Origin of the sequence: Pseudomonas sp. PDM15 (assembly GCF_014851565.1) — a bacterium.
In the GTDB taxonomy this organism is placed as follows: Bacteria; Pseudomonadota; Gammaproteobacteria; order Pseudomonadales; family Pseudomonadaceae; genus Aquipseudomonas.
Map to the genome: position 1 here is coordinate 52,833 of NZ_JACVAA010000006.1, position 18,510 is coordinate 71,342.

Annotated in this window: 19 protein-coding genes; 11 read left to right on the forward strand and 8 right to left on the reverse strand. The window is 65.5% G+C overall.

The window, feature by feature from the left end; genetic code table 11:
• Positions 1-14: 14 nt before the first annotated feature.
• The 6 genes from IB232_RS16880 to IB232_RS16905 all read right to left on the reverse strand — a co-directional run bounded on the left by IB232_RS16880 (position 15) and on the right by IB232_RS16905 (position 4,659).
• The gene (locus IB232_RS16880; protein WP_192399767.1) at positions 15-749 is read right to left on the reverse strand and encodes an amino acid ABC transporter ATP-binding protein; all 735 of its coding nucleotides are present in this window, start codon (positions 747-749) and stop codon (positions 15-17) included.
• Positions 746-1,414, reverse strand: a complete 669-nt coding sequence (locus IB232_RS16885; protein WP_192399768.1) for an amino acid ABC transporter permease — start codon at positions 1,412-1,414, stop codon at positions 746-748. Before IB232_RS16885 ends, IB232_RS16880 begins: the two co-directional genes overlap by 4 nt.
• On the reverse strand, positions 1,411-2,157 hold the full coding sequence (locus IB232_RS16890) for an amino acid ABC transporter permease (RefSeq protein ID WP_137974546.1): 747 nt from the start codon (positions 2,155-2,157) through the stop codon (positions 1,411-1,413). Before IB232_RS16890 ends, IB232_RS16885 begins: the two co-directional genes overlap by 4 nt.
• Positions 2,158-2,420: 263 nt before the next feature.
• Entirely contained in the window at positions 2,421-3,332 is a 912-nt protein-coding gene (locus IB232_RS16895) for a glutamate/aspartate ABC transporter substrate-binding protein (protein WP_192399769.1), read from the reverse strand.
• Between the two features lie 269 nt (positions 3,333-3,601).
• A complete protein-coding gene (locus tag IB232_RS16900) occupies positions 3,602-4,396 on the reverse strand; it encodes a hypothetical protein (RefSeq protein ID WP_192399770.1) in 795 nt (264 codons plus the stop codon).
• Between the two features lie 83 nt (positions 4,397-4,479).
• On the reverse strand, positions 4,480-4,659 hold the full coding sequence (locus IB232_RS16905; protein ID WP_192399771.1) for a hypothetical protein: 180 nt from the start codon (positions 4,657-4,659) through the stop codon (positions 4,480-4,482).
• Between the two features lie 397 nt (positions 4,660-5,056).
• Between IB232_RS16905 and purE the strand changes: the two genes are divergently transcribed.
• The 4 genes from purE to IB232_RS16925 all read left to right on the forward strand — a co-directional run bounded on the left by purE (position 5,057) and on the right by IB232_RS16925 (position 7,551).
• A complete protein-coding gene (purE, locus tag IB232_RS16910; RefSeq protein WP_192399772.1) occupies positions 5,057-5,548 on the forward strand; it encodes a 5-(carboxyamino)imidazole ribonucleotide mutase in 492 nt (163 codons plus the stop codon).
• Between the two features lie 5 nt (positions 5,549-5,553).
• The gene (locus IB232_RS16915; protein ID WP_192399773.1) at positions 5,554-6,636 is read left to right on the forward strand and encodes a 5-(carboxyamino)imidazole ribonucleotide synthase; all 1,083 of its coding nucleotides are present in this window, start codon (positions 5,554-5,556) and stop codon (positions 6,634-6,636) included.
• A gap of 82 nt (positions 6,637-6,718) precedes the next feature.
• Positions 6,719-6,964 carry a GlsB/YeaQ/YmgE family stress response membrane protein gene (locus IB232_RS16920; protein ID WP_192399774.1) on the forward strand — a complete coding sequence of 82 codons (246 nt, stop codon included), beginning with the start codon at positions 6,719-6,721 and terminating at the stop codon, positions 6,962-6,964.
• A gap of 56 nt (positions 6,965-7,020) precedes the next feature.
• The gene (locus IB232_RS16925) at positions 7,021-7,551 is read left to right on the forward strand and encodes a DUF3299 domain-containing protein (RefSeq protein ID WP_192399775.1); all 531 of its coding nucleotides are present in this window, start codon (positions 7,021-7,023) and stop codon (positions 7,549-7,551) included.
• Positions 7,552-7,573: 22 nt separating this feature from the next.
• On the opposite strand, the gene IB232_RS16930 is transcribed toward IB232_RS16925, so the two are convergent.
• Together IB232_RS16930 and IB232_RS16935 are read right to left on the reverse strand one after the other, a co-directional pair.
• Complete coding sequence (locus tag IB232_RS16930) at positions 7,574-8,473, reverse strand: D-hexose-6-phosphate mutarotase (protein WP_192399776.1); 900 nt, start codon at positions 8,471-8,473, stop codon at positions 7,574-7,576.
• Between the two features lie 106 nt (positions 8,474-8,579).
• On the reverse strand, positions 8,580-8,984 hold the full coding sequence (locus IB232_RS16935; RefSeq protein ID WP_137974555.1) for an acyl-CoA thioesterase: 405 nt from the start codon (positions 8,982-8,984) through the stop codon (positions 8,580-8,582).
• A gap of 203 nt (positions 8,985-9,187) precedes the next feature.
• Between IB232_RS16935 and IB232_RS16940 the strand changes: the two genes are divergently transcribed.
• The 7 genes from IB232_RS16940 to IB232_RS16970 all read left to right on the forward strand — a co-directional run bounded on the left by IB232_RS16940 (position 9,188) and on the right by IB232_RS16970 (position 18,508).
• Positions 9,188-10,495: an MFS transporter gene (locus IB232_RS16940; protein WP_192399777.1), complete on the forward strand. Its 1,308-nt coding sequence runs from the start codon at positions 9,188-9,190 to the stop codon at positions 10,493-10,495.
• A 153-nt stretch (positions 10,496-10,648) separates the two neighbouring features.
• Positions 10,649-11,614, forward strand: a complete 966-nt coding sequence (locus IB232_RS16945) for a PstS family phosphate ABC transporter substrate-binding protein (protein ID WP_192399778.1) — start codon at positions 10,649-10,651, stop codon at positions 11,612-11,614.
• A gap of 397 nt (positions 11,615-12,011) precedes the next feature.
• On the forward strand, positions 12,012-14,075 hold the full coding sequence (locus tag IB232_RS16950; RefSeq protein WP_412547744.1) for an ABC transporter permease subunit: 2,064 nt from the start codon (positions 12,012-12,014) through the stop codon (positions 14,073-14,075).
• Positions 14,076-14,157: 82 nt separating this feature from the next.
• The gene (gene pstA / locus IB232_RS16955) at positions 14,158-15,774 is read left to right on the forward strand and encodes a phosphate ABC transporter permease PstA (RefSeq protein ID WP_225592397.1); all 1,617 of its coding nucleotides are present in this window, start codon (positions 14,158-14,160) and stop codon (positions 15,772-15,774) included.
• A 77-nt stretch (positions 15,775-15,851) separates the two neighbouring features.
• Complete coding sequence (gene pstB, locus IB232_RS16960; RefSeq protein WP_192399781.1) at positions 15,852-16,685, forward strand: phosphate ABC transporter ATP-binding protein PstB; 834 nt, start codon at positions 15,852-15,854, stop codon at positions 16,683-16,685.
• 55 nt (positions 16,686-16,740) lie between these two features.
• Positions 16,741-17,469, forward strand: coding sequence for a phosphate signaling complex protein PhoU (phoU, locus tag IB232_RS16965; RefSeq protein WP_192399782.1), 729 nt, complete (start codon positions 16,741-16,743; stop codon positions 17,467-17,469).
• 121 nt (positions 17,470-17,590) lie between these two features.
• Positions 17,591-18,508 (forward strand): response regulator, encoded by a 918-nt coding sequence (locus IB232_RS16970; RefSeq protein WP_192399783.1) that lies wholly within the window; start codon positions 17,591-17,593, stop codon positions 18,506-18,508.
• Positions 18,509-18,510: the final 2 nt, after the last annotated feature.

Below are 18,510 nucleotides of genomic sequence, written 5' to 3' on the forward strand. Positions count from 1 at the left end.
CCGGGCGCCCGCTCTCAATGTTGCAGGATCTTGTTGAGGAACTGCTGGGCCCGCTCGGAACGGGCGTTGATGTCGCCGAAGAACTCCTCCTTGGCGCAGTCCTCGACGATCTGCCCGCGGTCCATGAAGATCACCCGGTCGGCGACCTTGCGTGCGAAGCCCATCTCGTGGGTCACGCACATCATGGTCATGCCCTCGTTGGCCAGCTGCACCATCACGTCGAGCACCTCGTTGACCATCTCTGGGTCGAGGGCCGAAGTCGGCTCGTCGAACAGCATCACCACCGGGTCCATGGCCAGGGCGCGGGCGATGGCCACGCGCTGCTGCTGGCCGCCGGAGAGCTGGCCGGGATGCTTGTGCGCATGGGCGGAGAGGCCGACCCGCTCGAGCAGCTTGAGGCCCTTCTCGGTGGCTTCGGCCTTGCTGCGGCCGAGCACCTTGATCTGGGCGATGGTGAGGTTCTCGGCGATGGTCAGGTGCGGGAACAGCTCGAAGTGCTGGAACACCATGCCGACCCGCGAGCGCAGCTGCGGCAGGTTGGTCTGCTTGTCGGCGATGGAGGTGCCGTCGACCACGATGTCGCCCTTCTGGAAGGGCTCCAGGGCGTTGACGCACTTGATCAGGGTCGACTTGCCGGAGCCGGAAGGGCCGCATACCACGACCACTTCGCCCTTCTTCACCTCGGTGCTGCAATCGGTCAGCACCTGGAAGTCCCCGTACCACTTGTTGACGTTCTGGATGGTAATCATACGGCTAACCTTTTCTGCAGGAGCTTGACCAGCTGCGAGGCGGCGAAGCTGATGGTGAAGTACACGAGGCCGGCGAAGATCAGGAACTCATGGGGCTGGCCGAGGATGTCGCCGCGCGAGCGGGCGGCGTTGAGGAAGTCCATCAGGCCCACGGTGTAGACCAGAGAGGTGTCCTGGAACAGGATGATGCTCTGCTGCAGCAACAGCGGCGTCATCTTGCGGAAGGCCTGCGGCAGGATGATCAGGCGCATGCTCTGGCCGTAGGTCATGCCCAGGGCCGAGGCGGCGCCCATCTGGCCTTTGGGAATGGCCTGGATGCCGGCGCGGACGATCTCGCTGAAGTAGGCCGCCTCGAACATCACGAAGGCCACCAGGCACGAGGTGAAGGCGCCCACCGGGGTGTCTTCGCCGGTGATCCAGCGCAGCAGGAACGGTACTGCGAAGTAGAACCAGGTGATCACCAGCAGCAGCGGGATGGAGCGGAAGTAGTTGACGTAGGTGGCGGCGAAGCCCGACAGCAGGCGGTTGTGCGACAGGCGCATGATGGCCAGCAAGGTGCCCAGCACCACGCCGCCGATCACGCCTAGCACCATCAGCTGCAGGGTCATCAGCATGCCGTTCCACAGGCCCGGCAGGGCCGGGACGATAGCGCTGAAATCCATCATTTGCCTCCCGCGGAGATCAGGCCCGGTACCGCGACCTTCTTCTCGATCAGGCGCATCAGCAGCATCAGGCTCATGTTCAGGGTGAAGTAGATCAGCGTGGCCAGGGTGAAGGCCTCGAACAGGTTGGCGCTGAATTCGGCGGTCTGCTTGGTCTGCGCCAGCAGCTCCATGAGGCCGATCAGCGAGGCCACCGAGGAGTTCTTGAAGATGTTGAGGAACTCACTGGTCAGCGGCGGAATGATGATGCGGAAGGCCTGCGGCAGCAGGACGTTGGCGTACACCTGCGGCAGGCGGAAGCCCAGCGCGTAGCCGGCGGCCAGCTGACCCTTGGGCAGCGCCTGGATGCCAGTGCGCACCTGCTCGCAGACGCGGGCGGCGGTGAACAAGCCGAGGCACACCACCACGCTGAGGAAGGCCGAGGTGGCCGGCGACAGGTCCTGCTTGAACCACATCTCCAGCGGCTCGGGCAGCAGGTCCGGCACCAGGAAGTACCAGAGGAACAGCTGCACCAGCAGCGGTACGTTGCGGAAGACTTCCACGTAGCAGGTGGCGAAGCCGCTGATCCAGCGGTTCGGCACAGTACGCATCACGCCGAGCAGGGCGCCCAGCGCCAGGGCAATCAGCCAGGCGGTGAGGGCGATGGCGATGGTCCAGCCCAGGCCGGTGACGAACCAGTCCAGGTAGATCTCGCTGCCGATGCCGGTGGACTTGAAGAACACGCCCCAGTCCCAGTTGTAATTCATCTTGGCTACTCACGATCAGGGCGGACAGGAGCCGGGGCCGACACGGTCCCCCACCGCGGTTGGCGGTGGTGCTCCTGTCCTAAATGTGCAGAGGTGAGGCGGCGCCGCTCTCGTGAAGTGGCGCCGTACCGACAGGCCGGAATGCTTTGCTCCCTCTCCCTTTCACGGGAGAGGGCTGGGGAGAGGGTGTGTTCCCGGCTCCCTCTCCCCCGGCCCCTCTCCCACAAGTGGGAGAGGGGAGCATTCGGCTGCCGCGGGCGCGCTTAGAGCTGCTCGGCGGCCTTGTCGGTCGGGTTGGCGACCAGCTTCTTCAGCTCGTCGCTCATCGGGAAGTTCAGGTTCAGGCCCTTGGGCGGGACCGGGTTGAGGAACCACTTGTCATAGATGGCAGTGACTTCGCCGGACTTGAAGGTGGCGACCAGGGCCTCGTCGACCACTGCCTTGAAGGCCGGGTCACCCTTGCGCACCATGCAGCCGTAGATCTCGTAGGACTGCGGGGTGCCGACCACGTGCCAGTCGGCCGGCTTCTTGGCCTTGGCCATTTCGCCGGCGAGCAGGGCGTCGTCCATCATAAAGGCCACGGCGCGACCGGACTCCAGCATCAGGAAGGACTCGCCATGGTCCTTGGCCGAGATGATGTTCATGCCCATCTGCTTCTCGGCGTTCATCGCCTTGAGCAGGCGCTCGGAAGTGGTGCCTGCGGTGGTCACCACGTTCTTGCCCTTGAGGTCGGGGAAGTCGGCGACGCCGGAGGTGGTCTTGGTCAGCAGGCGGGTGCCCACCTCGAAGATGCCGACGGAGAAGTCGACCTGCTGCTGGCGCTCGACGTTGTTGGTGGTGGAGCCGCACTCCAGGTCCACGGTGCCGTTCTGTACCAGCGGGATGCGGGTCTGCGAGGTCACCAGGTTGTAGCGAACCTTGAGGTCCGGCATGCCCAGCTTCTGCTTGATCGCCTCGACCGCCTTCAGCTGCAGGTCATGGGAGTAGCCCTCGGGCTGCTGCGGGTCGCTGCCGAAGTAGGAGAAGGGGATGGACGAGTCGCGGTGGCCGAGGACGATGGTGCCGCTGTCCTTGATCTTCTTCAGGGTGCCGGTCAGTTCTTCGGCCAGGGCCGGTGCGCTGCACAGGGTGGCGGCCAGGGCGACGCCGATGGCGCGGGAGAGAGTGCTGTTCATGCTGATCCTCGCTGTTGTTGTTATCCGGGGCGGTCGCTGCATGGCGATGCGGGCCCGTCTTGAGTGGACGGTCGAGCCGTCCCTGCGAGAGTCAGAGCAGGTAGTGTGCCAGGTGTCTGGGCTAAGGATAAATAATTGAAATTAAAGGATTAATTTCCGAATATGAAAGTTCGGAGATGTCTGTGGTGTTCGGCTTGGCGAATACCGCCGAGTTCGGCGTTCGGAAAACCGAATGCCCGCCCCTGCATTGCGAAGGGGCGGGGTAGGGATCAGCGGTTGCGCAGGAAGGCGTTGATGAACTCGCCCTGGTTGGGCGCTTCCTCGGCGGTGGTGAAGAGGATGCTGCCGTCCTTCTCGCGCAGCTTCATCGCCTTGTCGAAGCGGCATTCCACGGTCCTGATGGCGACGGCCTGCGCCTTGAAGCTGGCATCGCCCTCGCACAGGCTGGCCAACTGGTTGACCACCTCGCCGCAATAGCCGGCGATGCTCAGAGCCTTCATTTTCTGGTCGTCGATGGCGTTCCACTCCACCCGGGTCTGTAGCGGCACGCCGCAGGCCTCGCTGGCTTCCTGATCCAGTTCCTCGAGCAGGCGTTTGTTGGTCTGCAGGTGCTTGGCGCGGTCAAAGCGGGCCAGCTTCTCCTGCAGGCCCTGGCTCTGCTGTTGTTCATACAGGGCCAGGAGTTCGGCCGGCTTGGCCTTCTTGCTCAGCGTCTCGTCGAACGTCAGGGGGAAACCGGCGGTTTCCGGCAGGTACAGCTGGTAGCTGTCGCCGTCCCAGCCCTGGCGCTTGAGCAGCATGTTGTAGCGGCTACCGTCGAGAGTGGTGCTGTAGTCACGTTCCTGGTTGCCGCGGTCGTTGACCTCGGTAAGGAACACCACTGAGTCCAGCGGGTGGTTGAGGCCCTTGACCTGCAACAGAGCCTGCTGGCCGTCGGCGCTGGGCGCGAGGGTCACCATCACGCCCTGGCCCGTATCGAACACCTGTGGGTACTTGGCCAGTTCCAGGGCATTGGCCTGGCTGGCGAGCAGCAGGGAAACAGCGATAAGGGATAGCTTGCGCATGACAACTTCCTTGTTGGTTGGAAAGGTGACGAGTCTAGCCGGCCGTGACCGGTCGGTCTGTGAGCCCTGCCGCTGGCTGGCGCTCAGCGCGCCAGTTCGACGGAGCTGACCAGCGGGCAGAAGATCAGTTGGTAGCAGACCTCGACGCCGGCCTTAGGCTCGAGGGTTTCATCGTGCATAGCCAGCGGTGCGTCGCCCTGCGGTGCGGTGGCACAGCCGGCGAGGGTGGCGAGCAGGGCGATGAGGGCAAAGGCGCGGCGCATATTGAAGTCCTTTTCAATCTGGCGAGAAGAAGGCGCGGATTGTAGGCAAGGCGGCGAAAACTGGAGGTGGCGGAGTTCTCGCTTTGGGCTGCGCTGTCATCCGTTCGTCATCTGGAGCTTGTGGGGTGGCTCAATCAGCAACCGCCGCGCAGCCACGCATCGGGCACCTCTATTTGATCAGCTACCGATACCCGACTGACCGGGCTGGCCGCTTACAGTCAGGTTACAAATCCGTGCTGACAGACGGTCACAGCAAAGGCGCGACTGCCGTGGCTTTCCGGTATACTGCCCCGCCTCCAGGCCCCTAGTGGCCTGGCCCGCACATAACAAGCCACGCCGAATGCGTGGCTTGTTGGTTTTTGTCGCGCCGACAGGCGCCCGAGCTAGAGGCAAAACGATGAGCGCACTGGTTGGCGTGATCATGGGTTCCAAGTCCGATTGGAGCACCCTCAGTCACACCGCAGACATGCTGGACAAGCTGGGTATTCCCTACGAAGTGCAGGTGGTTTCCGCCCACCGCACCCCGGACCTGCTGTTCCAGTACGCGGAAGCGGCCGAAGGCCGTGGCATCCAGGTGATCATCGCCGGTGCCGGTGGTGCCGCCCACCTGCCGGGCATGTGCGCGGCCAAGACCCACCTGCCGGTGCTCGGCGTGCCGGTGCAGTCCGCCGTCCTGTCGGGCGTCGACTCGCTGCTGTCCATCGTGCAGATGCCGGCCGGCATCCCGGTCGCCACCCTGGCCATCGGCAAGGCCGGCGCGATCAACGCCGCGCTGCTGGCCGCCAGCATCCTCGGCCACCAGCACCCGCAGTTCCACGACAAGCTGAAGCAGTTCCGCGACGAGCAGACCCGGACTGTTCTCGACAACCCGGACCCGCGCGAGGCCTGAGCCCCATGAAAATCGGCGTAATCGGTGGCGGCCAGCTGGGCCGCATGATGGCCCTGGCGGGCACTCCGCTGGGCATGCAGTTCGCCTTCCTCGATCCGGCTCCGGATGCCTGCGCCCAGGCTCTGGGCGAGCATATCCGCGCCGACTACGGCGACCAGGATCACCTGCGCCAGCTGGCCGATGAAGTCGACCTGGTGACCTTCGAGTTCGAGAGCGTGCCGGCCGAGACGGTGGCCTTCCTCTCGCAGTTCGTGCCGGTCTACCCGAGCGCCGAAGCCCTGCGCATCGCCCGTGACCGCTGGTTCGAGAAGTCGATGTTCAAGGATCTCGGCATCCCGACTCCCGAGTTTGCCGATATCCAGTCCCAGGCCGACCTGGACGCCGCCGTAGCCGCTATCGGCCTGCCTGCGGTGATGAAGACCCGCACCCTGGGCTACGACGGCAAGGGCCAGAAAGTCCTGCGCAAGGCGGAGGACGTGGTCGGTGCCTTTGCCGAACTGGGTAGCGTGCCGTGCATTCTCGAAGGCTTCGTGCCGTTCACCGGCGAAGTGTCGCTGGTGGCCGTGCGTGCCCGCGACGGCGAGACGCGTTTCTACCCGCTGGTGCACAACCGCCATGACAGCGGCGTGCTGGCCCTGTCCATCGCCAGCACCGACCATCCGCTGCAGGCGCTGGCCGAGGACTATGTCGGTCGGGTGCTGACCAAGCTGGATTACGTCGGCGTGCTGGCCTTCGAGTTCTTCGAAGTCGACGGCGGCCTCAAGGCCAACGAGATCGCCCCGCGCGTGCACAACTCCGGGCACTGGACCATCGAAGGCGCCGAGTGCAGCCAGTTCGAGAACCACCTGCGCGCCGTCGCCGGCCTGCCGCTGGGTTCCACTGCCAAGGTAGGCGAGAGCGCCATGCTCAACTTCCTGGGTGTGGTGCCGGACGTGGCCAAGGTCAGCGCCATCGCCGACTGCCACCTGCACCACTACGGCAAGGCCTTCAAGGCCGGGCGCAAGGTCGGCCACGCCACCCTGCGCAGCAAGGACATGGCGACCCTCAAGGCGCGCATCGCCGAGCTCGAGGCGCTGATCCAGGGTTGAACCCTGCCGCTTCGCTCCGGTCACAACAAGGCGCGCCAATCGGTGCGCCTTGTTCGTTTCGGCCTCTTAAAAGGAGCATGGTATGAGCATTGTCGGCACCATCTTCATCGGCCTGATCGTGGGTCTGATCGCACGCTTCCTCAAACCCGGCGACGACAGCATGGGCTGGATCATGACCATCCTGCTTGGCATCGGCGGCTCGCTGGCCGCGACCTATGGCGGCCAGGCCCTGGGCATCTACGCCGCTGGCGAGGCGGCGGGCTTCGTCGGTGCGGTGGTCGGCGCCATCGTCCTGTTGCTGATCTACGGCCTGCTGAAGCGGGACTGACGTACGCGCGCCGAGCCGTTAGGCTTGGCCACCCCGTTGCTACCGCGAGACCGCCCATGCGCCGCCTGCTGCTGACCCTGCTACTGCTGCCCCTGCTGAGCCACGCCGAACCGGCCGAACTGGACTGGCTGGAGCTGATGCCGAAGGAGGACCAGCAGGCCCTGGAGGCGATGCCGGAGATCAGCCACGACAGCCCCGAGGCGGCGGGCTCTTTCGGCCAGCAGGGCGGCCTGAAGCAGGAGCAGGGCCTGCCGGCGGTGATGTACTCGAAGAAGACCGTGGCACGCCTGGACGGCAAGCAGATTCGCCTGGGCGGCTATCCGGTACCGCTGGAGAGTGATACCGCCGGCAAGACCACCCTGCTGTTCCTGGTGCCCTATCCGGGCGCCTGCATCCACGTGCCGCCGCCCCCGCCGAACCAGATCGTGCTGGTGCGCTATCCCAAGGGCATCGCCCTGGACGACATCTACGAGCCGCTGTGGGTCGACGGCACCCTGCGCGTGGAGGCGATGGAGAACGATCTGGCCGCGGCGTCCTATGCCCTGGATGCCAGTGACGTGCGGCTGGTGGAGGAGGGGGATCTCTAACCCCTTTCCTGCTACAAGAGGGTTACGTGGGCTCGCTCCACAGGCTCAGACCCATGCTGTGCCGCTCGCCGGGGGCCAGCTCCACGCAGTCGTCCCAAACATTGGCCGTCTCGATGCACAGCATGCGCTGCCAGGCATCGTCGGCGAAGCTGGACAGGCGCTGGGCCTTGTCGATCCAGGGATTCCACAGCACCGCCGAGCGCGAATTACGGGTCTGCAGATGCAGCTCGCGTTGCCAACCGGCGTCGTGCAGACGCAGATGCGACGGCAGGTCGAGGTAGAGGCGGTCGGTCTCGCCGGCGAAGCGCAGCTCGCCCTGCTGGCGGCGCTCCTGCCAGTCTTCCAGGGTGTCGATATAGCGGCTGTCCTCCAGCCCGCGCACGGCCACCTGACGGATGTCACTGACGGCGAAGTAGCTGTGCAGCGCCTGGCTCAGGGCCAGCGGCGTGTCGTCGAGGTTGTGGCTGGTCAGATCCAGGTGCAGGCGTTCGTCCAGGCGGATGTCCAGGCGCAGCTCGGCGGCGTGCGGCCAGTCGGGCAGGGGGTGCTGGCGGCTGTCGAAGGCGAACCGCAGGTGCACCGCCTCGCCCTCGCTGTCGATGCCCAGCAGCTGCCAGTCGAGGGCGCGTACGCCGCCATGGAAGGGCGCGGCGCCCAGGTTGTCGTGCTGTGCCTGTACCTGCAGCGGGTTGCGGCCGAGGTCGCCGAACCAGGGCCAGCAGATCGGCACGCCGCCGCGCACCGATTGGCGGCGCTGGTAGCTGGCCTGCTCGCTGAGCCAGATCAGCGGCGGCTGTTCGCCCTGCTGGTAGCTCAGCACCTGGGCGCCCTGCTGCGCCACCAGCAGCTCGGCCCCGGCGTGGCGCACGCGCCAGCAGGTCAGCTCATCCAGTTCGATGCGTTCAATCTGGGCCTGGCTCATATCGGTTCTCCCTGAAGTCATGGCTCATTTGACTCCAGCGCAGGGCAAAAGGCCAAGTCCAATGGAAAACGCCGACACTGGGTCGGCGTTGTCTGCAACGGGCTTCTCAGCCGCGGCGGGGCGGAACCGGGCGGGTGCGGCCGCTGCCGTCAATGGCGACGAACACGAACACCGCCTCGGTGACCTTGCGCCACTCGCTGGACAGCGGATCGTCGCTCCATACCTCGACCAGCATCTGGATCGAGCTGCGCCCGACTTCCAGGGCCTGGGTATAGAAGGACAGCTGCGCGCCCACGGCCACCGGAACCAGGAAGGCCATGCGGTCGATGGCCACGGTGGCGACACGGCCGCCGGCCACCTTGCTGGCCATGGCGGTGCCAGCCAGGTCCATCTGCGACACCAGCCAGCCGCCATAGATGTCGCCGAAACCGTTGGTTTCACGCGGCAAGGCGGTGATCTGCAGGGCCAGATCGCCCTGGGGGATGGGGTCTTCCTGTTCGAGTTCGATCATGATGCTGGGCCCCGCTGGTGGATTCTTATGATTGGCTGTTCGGTGGCAGGCTGCGGCCCGTGCTAGACGGGCCGTGCGCAGTATATAGAGGCGCGCGTCAAACGACGACCGCGCGGTTTCGCTTTTCCGCCGCAAAGCTGCGGTCCGGGGCCCGATTTGCTATGGTGCGGCGCAGCCTTGCCACTCTAATAATGAAGCCCTCTATGCCCGCCGAACATGCCAGCACCGCGCCCGTGGCGCGCCCATTGAACCGCAGTGACTACAAGACCCTCTCGCTCTCCGCCCTGGGCGGTGCGCTGGAGTTCTACGACTTCATCATCTTCGTGTTCTTCGCCGCAGTGGTCGGCAAGCTGTTCTTCCCCGCCGAGATGCCCGAGTGGCTGCGCCAGCTGCAGACCTTCGGCATCTTCGCCGCCGGCTACCTGGCGCGGCCGCTGGGCGGCATCATCATGGCCCACTTCGGCGACCTGCTCGGACGCAAGCGCATGTTCACCCTGAGCATCTTCCTGATGGCGGTGCCGACCCTGCTGATGGGCCTGCTGCCGACCTACGCGCAGATCGGTATCTGGGCGCCGCTCGCGCTGCTGGCCCTGCGCGTCATGCAGGGCGCGGCGATCGGCGGCGAGGTGCCGGGCGCCTGGGTGTTCGTCGCCGAGCATGTGCCGGCCAAGCGCATCGGCTTCGCCTGCAGCACCCTCACTGCCGGGCTCACCGCCGGCATCCTGCTCGGCTCGCTGGCGGCCAGCGCGATCAATCGCAGCTTCACCCCGGAAGAGATCGCCGACTACGCCTGGCGCATTCCCTTCCTGGTCGGCGGCGTGTTCGGTCTGATCTCCGTCTACCTGCGCCGCTGGCTGCACGAGACCCCGGTGTTCGCCGAGCTGCAGCAGCGCCAGTCGCTGGCCGCCGAGCTGCCGCTGAAGGCGGTGGTGCGCGAGCATCGCCCGGCGATCATCCTGTCCATGCTGCTGACCTGGGTGCTGTCGGCGGGCATCGTCGTGGTGATTCTGATGACCCCGACCCTGCTGCAGACCCAATACGGCTTCACCCCGGCCGATACCCTGACGGCCAACGGCCTGGCCATCGTCTGCCTGAGCATCGGCTGCGTGCTGGCGGGGCTGGCGGCTGATCGCTTCGGCCCGGGGCCGACTTTCCTGGTTGGCGGTGCGCTGCTGCTGGTCAGCTCCTGGCTGTTCTACACCACGCTGAAGACCCAGCCGGGCCTGCTGGTGCCACTGTATGCCCTGGCCGGCCTGTGCGTGGGCATGATCGGCGCCATCCCCATGGTGATGGTCAAGGCCTTCCCGGCTGTGGTGCGCTTCTCCGGGCTGTCGTTCTCCTACAATCTGGCCTACGCCATCTTCGGCGGGCTGACGCCGATCCTGGTCAGCCTGCTGCTGAAGTGGAGCCCGCTGGGTCCGGCCTATTACGTCGGCGCCCTGTGCCTGCTGTTCATGCTGATCGGCACGCTGCTATGGCGGCGCCAGGCCAGCCAGCTCGTGCCGGCCTGAGTCCAGGCCGCTGCACAAAAAGGCCCGTTCGCGGGCCTTTTGCTTTTTTGCTGCGCTTTAACCTGATTGTCACAATCCAGTCATAGAGTGTTCATGCGGCCTACAGATACTTGGGCCCGTTCCATCACAACCCCTTCCTGCTAGGAGCAAGGCATGAAACTCAAGCGTTTGATGGCGGCCCTGACCTTTGTCGCCGCTGGCGTAAGCGCCGCTAGTGCGGTTGCCGCTGTCGACCCGGCCATCCCGGCTTACCAAAAGACTTCCGGTGTATCGGGCAACCTGTCCAGCGTCGGTTCCGACTCCCTGGCCAACCTGATGACCCTGTGGGCCGAGGAATACAAGAAGCTGTACCCGAACGTAAACATCCAGATCCAGGCCGCCGGCTCCTCCACTGCGCCGCCCGCCCTGACCGAAGGCACCGCCAACCTGGGCCCGATGTCCCGCGCCATGAAGGACAACGAGCTGCAGGCCTTCGAAGAGAAGTTCGGCTACAAGCCGGTCGCCGTGCCGGTGGCCATCGACGCCCTGGCCGTGTTCGTGCACAAGGACAACCCGATCAAGTCCCTGGACATGGCTCAGGTTGACGGCATCTTCTCCAGCACCCGCCTGTGCGGTGGTAGCGACGTGAAGACCTGGGGCGACCTGGGCCTGACCGGCGAGTGGGCCGACAAGCCGATCCAGCTGTTCGGTCGCAACTCGGTATCCGGCACCTACGGCTACTTCAAGGAAGCCGCCCTGTGCAAAGGCGACTTCAAGGCCAACGTCAACGAGCAGCCGGGTTCGGCCTCGGTAGTGCAGTCCATCTCCAGCACCGTCAACGCCATCGGCTACTCGGGCATCGGCTACAAGACCGCCAGCGTCCGCGCCGTCCCGCTGTCGAAGAAAGGCGGCGAGGCCTTCGAGGCTTCCGAGGCCAACGCCCTGGCCGGCAAGTTCCCGCTGTCGCGCTTCTTCTTCGTCTACGTCAACAAGGCGCCGAACAAGCCGCTGAGCCCGCTGGAAGCCGAGTTCGTCAAGCTGGTGCTGTCCAAGCAGGGCCAGGACGTGGTGGTCAAGGATGGTTACATCCCGCTGCCGGCCAAAGTGATCGAGAAGACCAAGAAAGAACTGGGCCTGTAACGGCCTGCCAGTGACGCCGAGGCCCCATCCCTCGGCGCGCTGTTCGACACGCCCGCGACTCTTCTGGAGCCGCGGGCGTTGTCGCGTCACCGAGCTGTAATCTTTCTGTCACACAAGGCGGATAGATTGAAGTACTTCACATTGAGCGGGCTGTGTCCGCTGTGCTCGAGACCTCCTCATGAATGACCTGGCCAACAACAGCATGAGCGCCTCCGCGAACAACCACCGCATCGACTTCGATACCCCCGCCCTGCAGCGCAAGCGTCGCGTGCGCGCGCTCAAGGACCGCATGGCGCGCTGGTACGTCTCGATCGGCGGCCTGGCCGTGCTGGCATGCATCACGCTGATCTTCTTCTACCTCGCCTATGTGGTGGCGCCGATCTTCGGCGGTGCCGACATGGAGGCGCGCAAGGCCCAGCAACCGTCCTGGCTGGCCGGGCAGAGCGAGGCCCTGCTGCTGGCGGTGGAAGAGCAGAACAAGGTGGCCATGCGCCTCGGCCGCGACGGCCAGGTCCAGTTCTTCGGCCTCAAGGATGGCACCGCCCTGAACGCCTATCAGCTGGCGCTGCCGGCCGGTGTCAGCATCGCCTCGGTCAGCCAGGACCAGCCGGGCAGCCACCGCGTGGTGCTGGGCCTGTCCAACGGCCAGGTGCTGGTGTTCGAGCATGCCTACAAGGTCAGCTACCCGAACAACGTCAAGACCATCACCCCGGAGCTGGACTACCCCTACGGCGAGGCGCCCATCGTCCTCGACACCCAGGGCCGGCCGCTGGAGCACGTCGCCATCAGCGAGAACGGCGACACCCTGATGCTTAGCGCCTCCACCGGTGCCGAGCTGCAGGTGCTGGCGATCACCCGCGAAGAGAACATGCTGACCGGCGAGGCCACCCTCACTGAGGAGCGCATCGCTCTGCCGCAGATCGCCGAGCCGATCAAGGCGATGATCATCGACCCGCGCCAGCAGTGGCTGTTCGTGATCAACGGCAAGGCCACCGCCGACGTCTTCGACCTGCGCACCAAGGCCCTCAACGGCCGCTACAAGCTGCTCGGCGGCGACGCCGAAGTGAGCACGGTCACGCCGCTGCTCGGCGGCATCTCGCTGCTGATCGGCGACAGCAAGGGCGGCATCGGCCAATGGTTCATGGTGCGCGATGCCGACAATAAGGCCGCGCTGACCCATATCCGTGGCTTCCAGCTGAGCGATGCGCCGATCATCCAGATCCTCTCCGAGGAGCGCCGCAAGGGCTTCGTGGCATTGGATAGCGCAGGCCATCTAGGCATCTTCCACAGCACCGCGCATCGCACCCTGCTGACCGAGAAGGTCGCCGAGGGCGCCGGCGTCGCGGCCCTGTCGCCGCGCGCCAACCGTGTGCTGGTGGAGTCGAACGGCCAGTTGCAGCGCTTCGTCATCGACAACCCGCACCCGGAAATCTCCTGGAGCGCACTGTGGGGCAAGGTCTGGTACGAGAGCTACGACGAGCCCAAGTACGTCTGGCAGTCGACCTCGGCCAACAGCGACTTCGAACCGAAGATGAGCCTGGCGCCGCTGACCTTCGGTACCTTGAAGGCCGCATTCTACGCCATGCTGCTGGCCGCTCCGCTGGCCATCTGCGCGGCCATCTACACCGCCTACTTCATGGCCCCGGCCATGCGCCGCAAGGTCAAGCCGGTGATCGAGCTGATGGAGGCGCTGCCGACGGTGATCCTCGGCTTCTTCGCCGGCCTGTTCCTCGCGCCCTATGTCGAAGGCCACCTGCCGGGCATCTTCAGCCTGCTGCTGCTCACGCCGATCGGCGTATTGCTAGCCGCCTACGCCTGGAGCCGCCTGCCGGAGAAGATCCGCTTGGTCATCCCCGATGGCTGGGAAGCGGCGCTGCTGATCCCGGTGATCCTGCTGATCGGCAGCGGCGCCCTGGGTATGAGCGGCCACCTGGAGAACTGGTTCTTCGGCGGTGACATGCGCCTGTGGATCAGCAACGACCTGGGCATCGCCTTCGACCAGCGCAACGCCCTGGTGGTCGGCCTGGCCATGGGCTTCGCGGTGATCCCGAACATCTACTCGATCGCCGAGGATGCCGTGTTCAGCGTGCCGAAGAGCCTGACCTTCGGCTCACTGGCCCTGGGCGCCACGCCCTGGCAGACCCTGACCCGCGTGGTGATCCTCACCGCCAGCCCGGGCATCTTCTCCGCCCTGATGATCGGCATGGGCCGTGCGGTGGGCGAGACCATGATCGTGCTGATGGCCACCGGCAACACGCCGATCATGGACATGAACATCTTCGAGGGCCTGCGCACCCTGGCCGCCAACGTGGCGGTGGAAATGCCGGAATCCGAGGTGGGCAGTACCCACTACCGTGTGCTGTTCCTCTCCGCGCTGGTGTTGCTGGCCTTCACCTTCGTGATGAACACGCTGGCGGAGGTGATTCGTACCCGCCTGCGCAAGAAGTACGCGTCGCTCTGAGAACTGGGAAAGGTAGACGTCAGTGAAAATCAAAGAGCAAAACCTCAAGTCCTGGTTCAAGAGCGGTTCGCCCTGGGTGTGGATGACCGCCAGCGGCGTGTCCATCGCCGTGATCATGACCATCGGCCTGCTCGCCGTGATCGCCGTGCGCGGCCTCGGCCACTTCTGGCCGGCCGACGTGATGGAGGCCAAGTACCAGGTGCCGGGCGAGGCCGCCCGGGTGATGGCCGGCGAGCTGGTGCAGGAAGAAGAAGTACCGCGTGCGCGCCTGGCCGCCGCCGGCCTGCCGGTGGACGTGAAAGGCGGCGAGTTCATGACCCGCGAGCTGTTCAAGGTCGGCAACCGTGAGGTCTACGGCGCCGACTTCAGCTGGGTGGTGGCCGAGTGGCTGAGCGAGCCGCGCACCCCCGCCAACCTGATGGCCATGGAGCGCCGCGAGTGGGGCAACTTCTACGGCTACCTGGTCAACGTCAAGGAAGGTGGCGAGGTGATCGCCGAAGGCGATGCCGCCTGGAGCGAACTGCAAAGCCGCATCGCCCGCGTCGACGAGCTGCATGCGCAGCAGGTGCGCCTGGAGAAGCGCGATATCGGCCATATCAACCACGGCCTCGAGCAGCTGCGCCTGGAAGGTCGCCGCCTGGAGCTGAAGGACCGCCTGGACGCCGCTGCCCAGGCCGACCTGGATGCCCAACGTGCCGAGCTGGATGCCCAGTACAAGGGCCTCGAGACCGAACTGGTCGCGCTCAACCAGCAGCTCGACCGCGACAGCGTGACGGTGAAGACCGTCGACGGCCGCGAGCAGGAGATCGCCCTGAGCAAGGTGGTCCGTGCCTATCAGCCGAACGCCATGGGCGTCGTCAGCAAGCTGGGCTTCTACTTCGCCAAGCTGTGGGAGTTCCTCAGCGACGAGCCGCGCGAGGCCAACACCGAGGGTGGCATCTTCCCGGCCATCTTCGGCACCGTGATGATGACCCTGATCATGGCCGTGATCGTCACGCCGTTCGGCGTGCTGGCGGCCATCTACCTGCGCGAATACGCCAAACAGGGCGCGATGACCCGCATCATCCGCATCGCCGTGAACAACCTGGCCGGCGTGCCGGCCATCGTCTACGGCGTGTTCGGCCTGGGCTTCTTCGTCTATGTGCTGGGTGGCTCGATCGACCGCCTGTTCTTCGCCGAAGCGGCGCCGGCGCCGACCTTCGGTACCCCGGGCCTGCTGTGGGCCTCGCTGACCCTGGCGATCCTCGCCGTGCCAGTGGTGATCGTCGCCACCGAGGAAGGTCTGGCACGTATCCCGCGGGCCCTACGCGAAGGTTCCCTGGCCCTCGGTGCGACCAAGGCCGAGACCCTGTGGAAGGTGGTGCTGCCGATGGCCAGCCCGGCCATGATGACCGGCATGATCCTCGCCGTGGCCCGCGCCGCCGGCGAAGTGGCGCCGCTGATGCTGGTCGGCGTGGTCAAGCTGGCTCCGGCGCTGCCGGTGGACGGCAACTACCCGTACCTGCACCTGGACCAGAAGATCATGCACCTGGGCTTCCATATCTACGACGTCGGCTTCCAGAGCCCCAACGTCGAGGCCGCCCGCCCGCTGGTGTACGCCACCGCGCTGCTGCTGGTGCTGGTGATCGCGCTGCTCAACCTGAGCGCCGTGTTCATCCGCAACCACCTGCGCGAGAAGTACAAGGCGCTGGACCACTGATCACGAATTGCGTCGCCGTGGCAGTGGCCGCGGCGGCATGAGCGAATTGAACGAATTGTTAGCGTAGGGAGCATCCCATGCAGCACGAAGTACACACCCACGGTATCGACATGGCCGCCCTCGGCCGGCAGAAGCAGGGCCTCAACCTGGCGGAAGAAACGGTCGCCCTGGAGGTGCCCGGCCTGAATCTGTTCTACGGCGACAAGCAGGCGCTGTTCGACGTGTCGATGAACATCCCCAAGCAGCGTGTGACCGCCTTCATCGGCCCGTCCGGCTGCGGCAAGTCGACCCTGCTGCGCACCTTCAACCGGATGAACGACTTGGTCGACGGCTGCCGCGTGCAGGGCGAGATCCGCCTAGACGGCCACGACATCTACAAGAAGGGCGTGGATGTCGCCGAGCTGCGCCGCCGCGTCGGCATGGTGTTCCAGAAGCCCAACCCGTTCCCCAAGAGCATCTACGAGAACGTGGTTTACGGCCTGCGCATCCAGGGCGTGAACCAGAAACGCGTGCTCGACGAGACCGTGGAATGGGCCCTGAAGAGCGCCGCGCTGTGGGACGAAGTCAAGGACCGCCTGCACGAGTCCGCCCTCGGCCTCTCCGGTGGCCAGCAGCAGCGTCTGGTGATCGCCCGTACCGTGGCGGTGCAGCCGGAAGTGCTGCTGCTCGACGAACCCTGCTCGGCGCTGGACCCGATCTCCACCCTCAAGGTCGAAGAGCTGATCTACGAGCTGAAGAGCAAGTACACCATCGTCATCGTCACCCACAACATGCAGCAGGCGGCGCGTGTCTCCGACTACACGGCGTTCATGTACATGGGCAAGCTGATCGAGTTCGGCGACACCGATACCCTGTTCACCAACCCGGCCAAGAAGCAGACCGAGGACTACATCACCGGCCGTTACGGCTAGTGGTGCAGTGGTCTCACAACAACGAACTCGAAACCGGTTTGCATAGGACTTCGCGATGATCAACAAAGACAGCCTCACCCATCACATCTCCCAGCAGTTCAACGCCGAGCTGGAGGAAGTGCGCAGCCACCTCCTGGCGATGGGCGGCCTGGTCGAGAAGCAGGTCAACGACGCGGTCACCGCGCTGATCGAGGCCGACTCCGGCCTGGCCCAGCAGGTGCGCGAGATCGACGACCAGATCAACCAGATGGAGCGCAACATCGACGAGGAATGCCTGCGCATCCTCGCCCGCCGCCAGCCGGCCGCCTCGGACCTGCGCCTGATCATCAGCATCTCCAAGTCGGTGATCGACCTCGAGCGCATCGGCGACGAGTCGTCGAAGATCGCCAAGCGTGCCATCCAGCTGTGCGAGGAGGGCGAATCGCCGCGCGGCTACGTCGAGGTGCGCCACATCGGCGACCAGGTACGGCGCATGGTGCAGGAGGCGCTGGACGCCTTCGCCCGCTTCGATGCCGACCTGGCCCTGTCCGTGGCCCAGTACGACAAGACCGTCGACCGCGAGTACAAGACCGCCCTGCGCGAGCTGGTCACCTACATGATGGAAGACCCGCGCGCGATCAGCCGCGTGCTCAACATCATCTGGGTCCTGCGGTCGCTGGAGCGCATCGGCGACCACGCGCGCAACATCGCCGAGCTGGTGATCTACCTGGTGCGCGGCACCGACGTGCGCCACATGGGCCTGGCGCGCATGCAGGAAGAAGTGCAGGGCGGCAAGAAGGAGTAAGCCGTCCGCGCGGCGCCCGCGGACAGTCCCCGGCGCGCCCGGGGATCCACCGAGTGCGCCGTGTTGGCCTCGGGCCAGTATCCGCGGCTATGCTTGTCGACATCGTTGTCGGGAGTGGTCGATGAGCAAAGTCAGTGTGCTGGTGGTGGACGACGCCACCTTTATCCGTGATCTGGTGAAGAAAGGCCTGCGCGACCACTTCCCCGGCATCCAGATCGAAGAGGCGGTCAACGGCCGCAAGGCTCAGCAGATGCTCGCCCGCCAGCCGGTCGACCTGATCCTCTGCGACTGGGAAATGCCTGAGCTGTCCGGCCTCGAACTGCTCACCTGGTGCCGCGAGCAGGAAACCCTGAAGACCGTGCCGTTCATCATGGTCACCAGCCGTGGCGACAAGGAGAACGTGGTCCAGGCCATTCAGGCCGGGGTCTCCGACTACATCGGCAAACCGTTTTCCAACGACCAACTGGTGACCAAGGTCAAGAAGGCCCTGCACCGCGCCGGCAAGCTGCAGGCCCTGGCCGCCAGCGCGCCGCCGAAGATGCTCAGCACGGGCGGCTTCGCCAACGACTCCCTGAGTGCCCTGACTGGTGGCAAGGCCGATGTGGTCAAGCCGACGGCCAAACCCGCTGCCGCTGCTGCCGATCCGGCTGCCGCCCAGGTCAAACCTGCCGCCCCGGCCGCCAAGGCTTCCGCCGCGCCCACCGGTCGCGGTCAGGGCCAGCTGCGCCTGCCCGGTGGCAGCATGGCCTGCGTGATCAAGGCGCTGAGCCTCAAGGAAGCGCTGCTGGTGGTGAAACGCACCGAGCAGCTGCCCCAGGTGCTGGAGAGCGCAGTGCTCGACTTGGAGCAGGGCGAGGCAGCCGAGACTGCGCGCCTCAACGGCTACCTGCATTCGGTGGCGGCCCTGGAGCCGAAGCCGGACAGCGAATGGCTGCAGCTGAGCTTCAAGTTCGTCGACAAAGATCCGCAGAAGCTCGACTACCTGTCGCGCCTGATCGCCCGCGGCACTGCGCAGAAGCACTTCGTGCCCGGCGCCTGACG

Bases quoted from the DNA above. Each gene is read 5' to 3' on its own strand.
- IB232_RS16880 (WP_192399767.1), bottom strand. From the start codon at position 749: ATGATTACCATCCAGAACGTCAACAAGTGGTACGGGGACTTCCAGGTG.
- IB232_RS16885 (WP_192399768.1), bottom strand. From the start codon at position 1,414: ATGATGGATTTCAGCGCTATCGTCCCGGCCCTGCCGGGCCTGTGGAAC.
- IB232_RS16890 (WP_137974546.1), bottom strand. From the start codon at position 2,157: ATGAATTACAACTGGGACTGGGGCGTGTTCTTCAAGTCCACCGGCATC.
- IB232_RS16895 (WP_192399769.1), bottom strand. From the start codon at position 3,332: ATGAACAGCACTCTCTCCCGCGCCATCGGCGTCGCCCTGGCCGCCACC.
- IB232_RS16900 (WP_192399770.1), bottom strand. From the start codon at position 4,396: ATGCGCAAGCTATCCCTTATCGCTGTTTCCCTGCTGCTCGCCAGCCAG.
- IB232_RS16905 (WP_192399771.1), bottom strand. From the start codon at position 4,659: ATGCGCCGCGCCTTTGCCCTCATCGCCCTGCTCGCCACCCTCGCCGGC.
- purE (WP_192399772.1), top strand. From the start codon at position 5,057: ATGAGCGCACTGGTTGGCGTGATCATGGGTTCCAAGTCCGATTGGAGC.
- IB232_RS16915 (WP_192399773.1), top strand. From the start codon at position 5,554: ATGAAAATCGGCGTAATCGGTGGCGGCCAGCTGGGCCGCATGATGGCC.
- IB232_RS16920 (WP_192399774.1), top strand. From the start codon at position 6,719: ATGAGCATTGTCGGCACCATCTTCATCGGCCTGATCGTGGGTCTGATC.
- IB232_RS16925 (WP_192399775.1), top strand. From the start codon at position 7,021: ATGCGCCGCCTGCTGCTGACCCTGCTACTGCTGCCCCTGCTGAGCCAC.
- IB232_RS16930 (WP_192399776.1), bottom strand. From the start codon at position 8,473: ATGAGCCAGGCCCAGATTGAACGCATCGAACTGGATGAGCTGACCTGC.
- IB232_RS16935 (WP_137974555.1), bottom strand. From the start codon at position 8,984: ATGATCGAACTCGAACAGGAAGACCCCATCCCCCAGGGCGATCTGGCC.
- IB232_RS16940 (WP_192399777.1), top strand. From the start codon at position 9,188: ATGCCCGCCGAACATGCCAGCACCGCGCCCGTGGCGCGCCCATTGAAC.
- IB232_RS16945 (WP_192399778.1), top strand. From the start codon at position 10,649: ATGAAACTCAAGCGTTTGATGGCGGCCCTGACCTTTGTCGCCGCTGGC.
- IB232_RS16950 (WP_412547744.1), top strand. From the start codon at position 12,012: ATGGAGGCGCGCAAGGCCCAGCAACCGTCCTGGCTGGCCGGGCAGAGC.
- pstA (WP_225592397.1), top strand. From the start codon at position 14,158: ATGACCGCCAGCGGCGTGTCCATCGCCGTGATCATGACCATCGGCCTG.
- pstB (WP_192399781.1), top strand. From the start codon at position 15,852: ATGCAGCACGAAGTACACACCCACGGTATCGACATGGCCGCCCTCGGC.
- phoU (WP_192399782.1), top strand. From the start codon at position 16,741: ATGATCAACAAAGACAGCCTCACCCATCACATCTCCCAGCAGTTCAAC.
- IB232_RS16970 (WP_192399783.1), top strand. From the start codon at position 17,591: ATGAGCAAAGTCAGTGTGCTGGTGGTGGACGACGCCACCTTTATCCGT.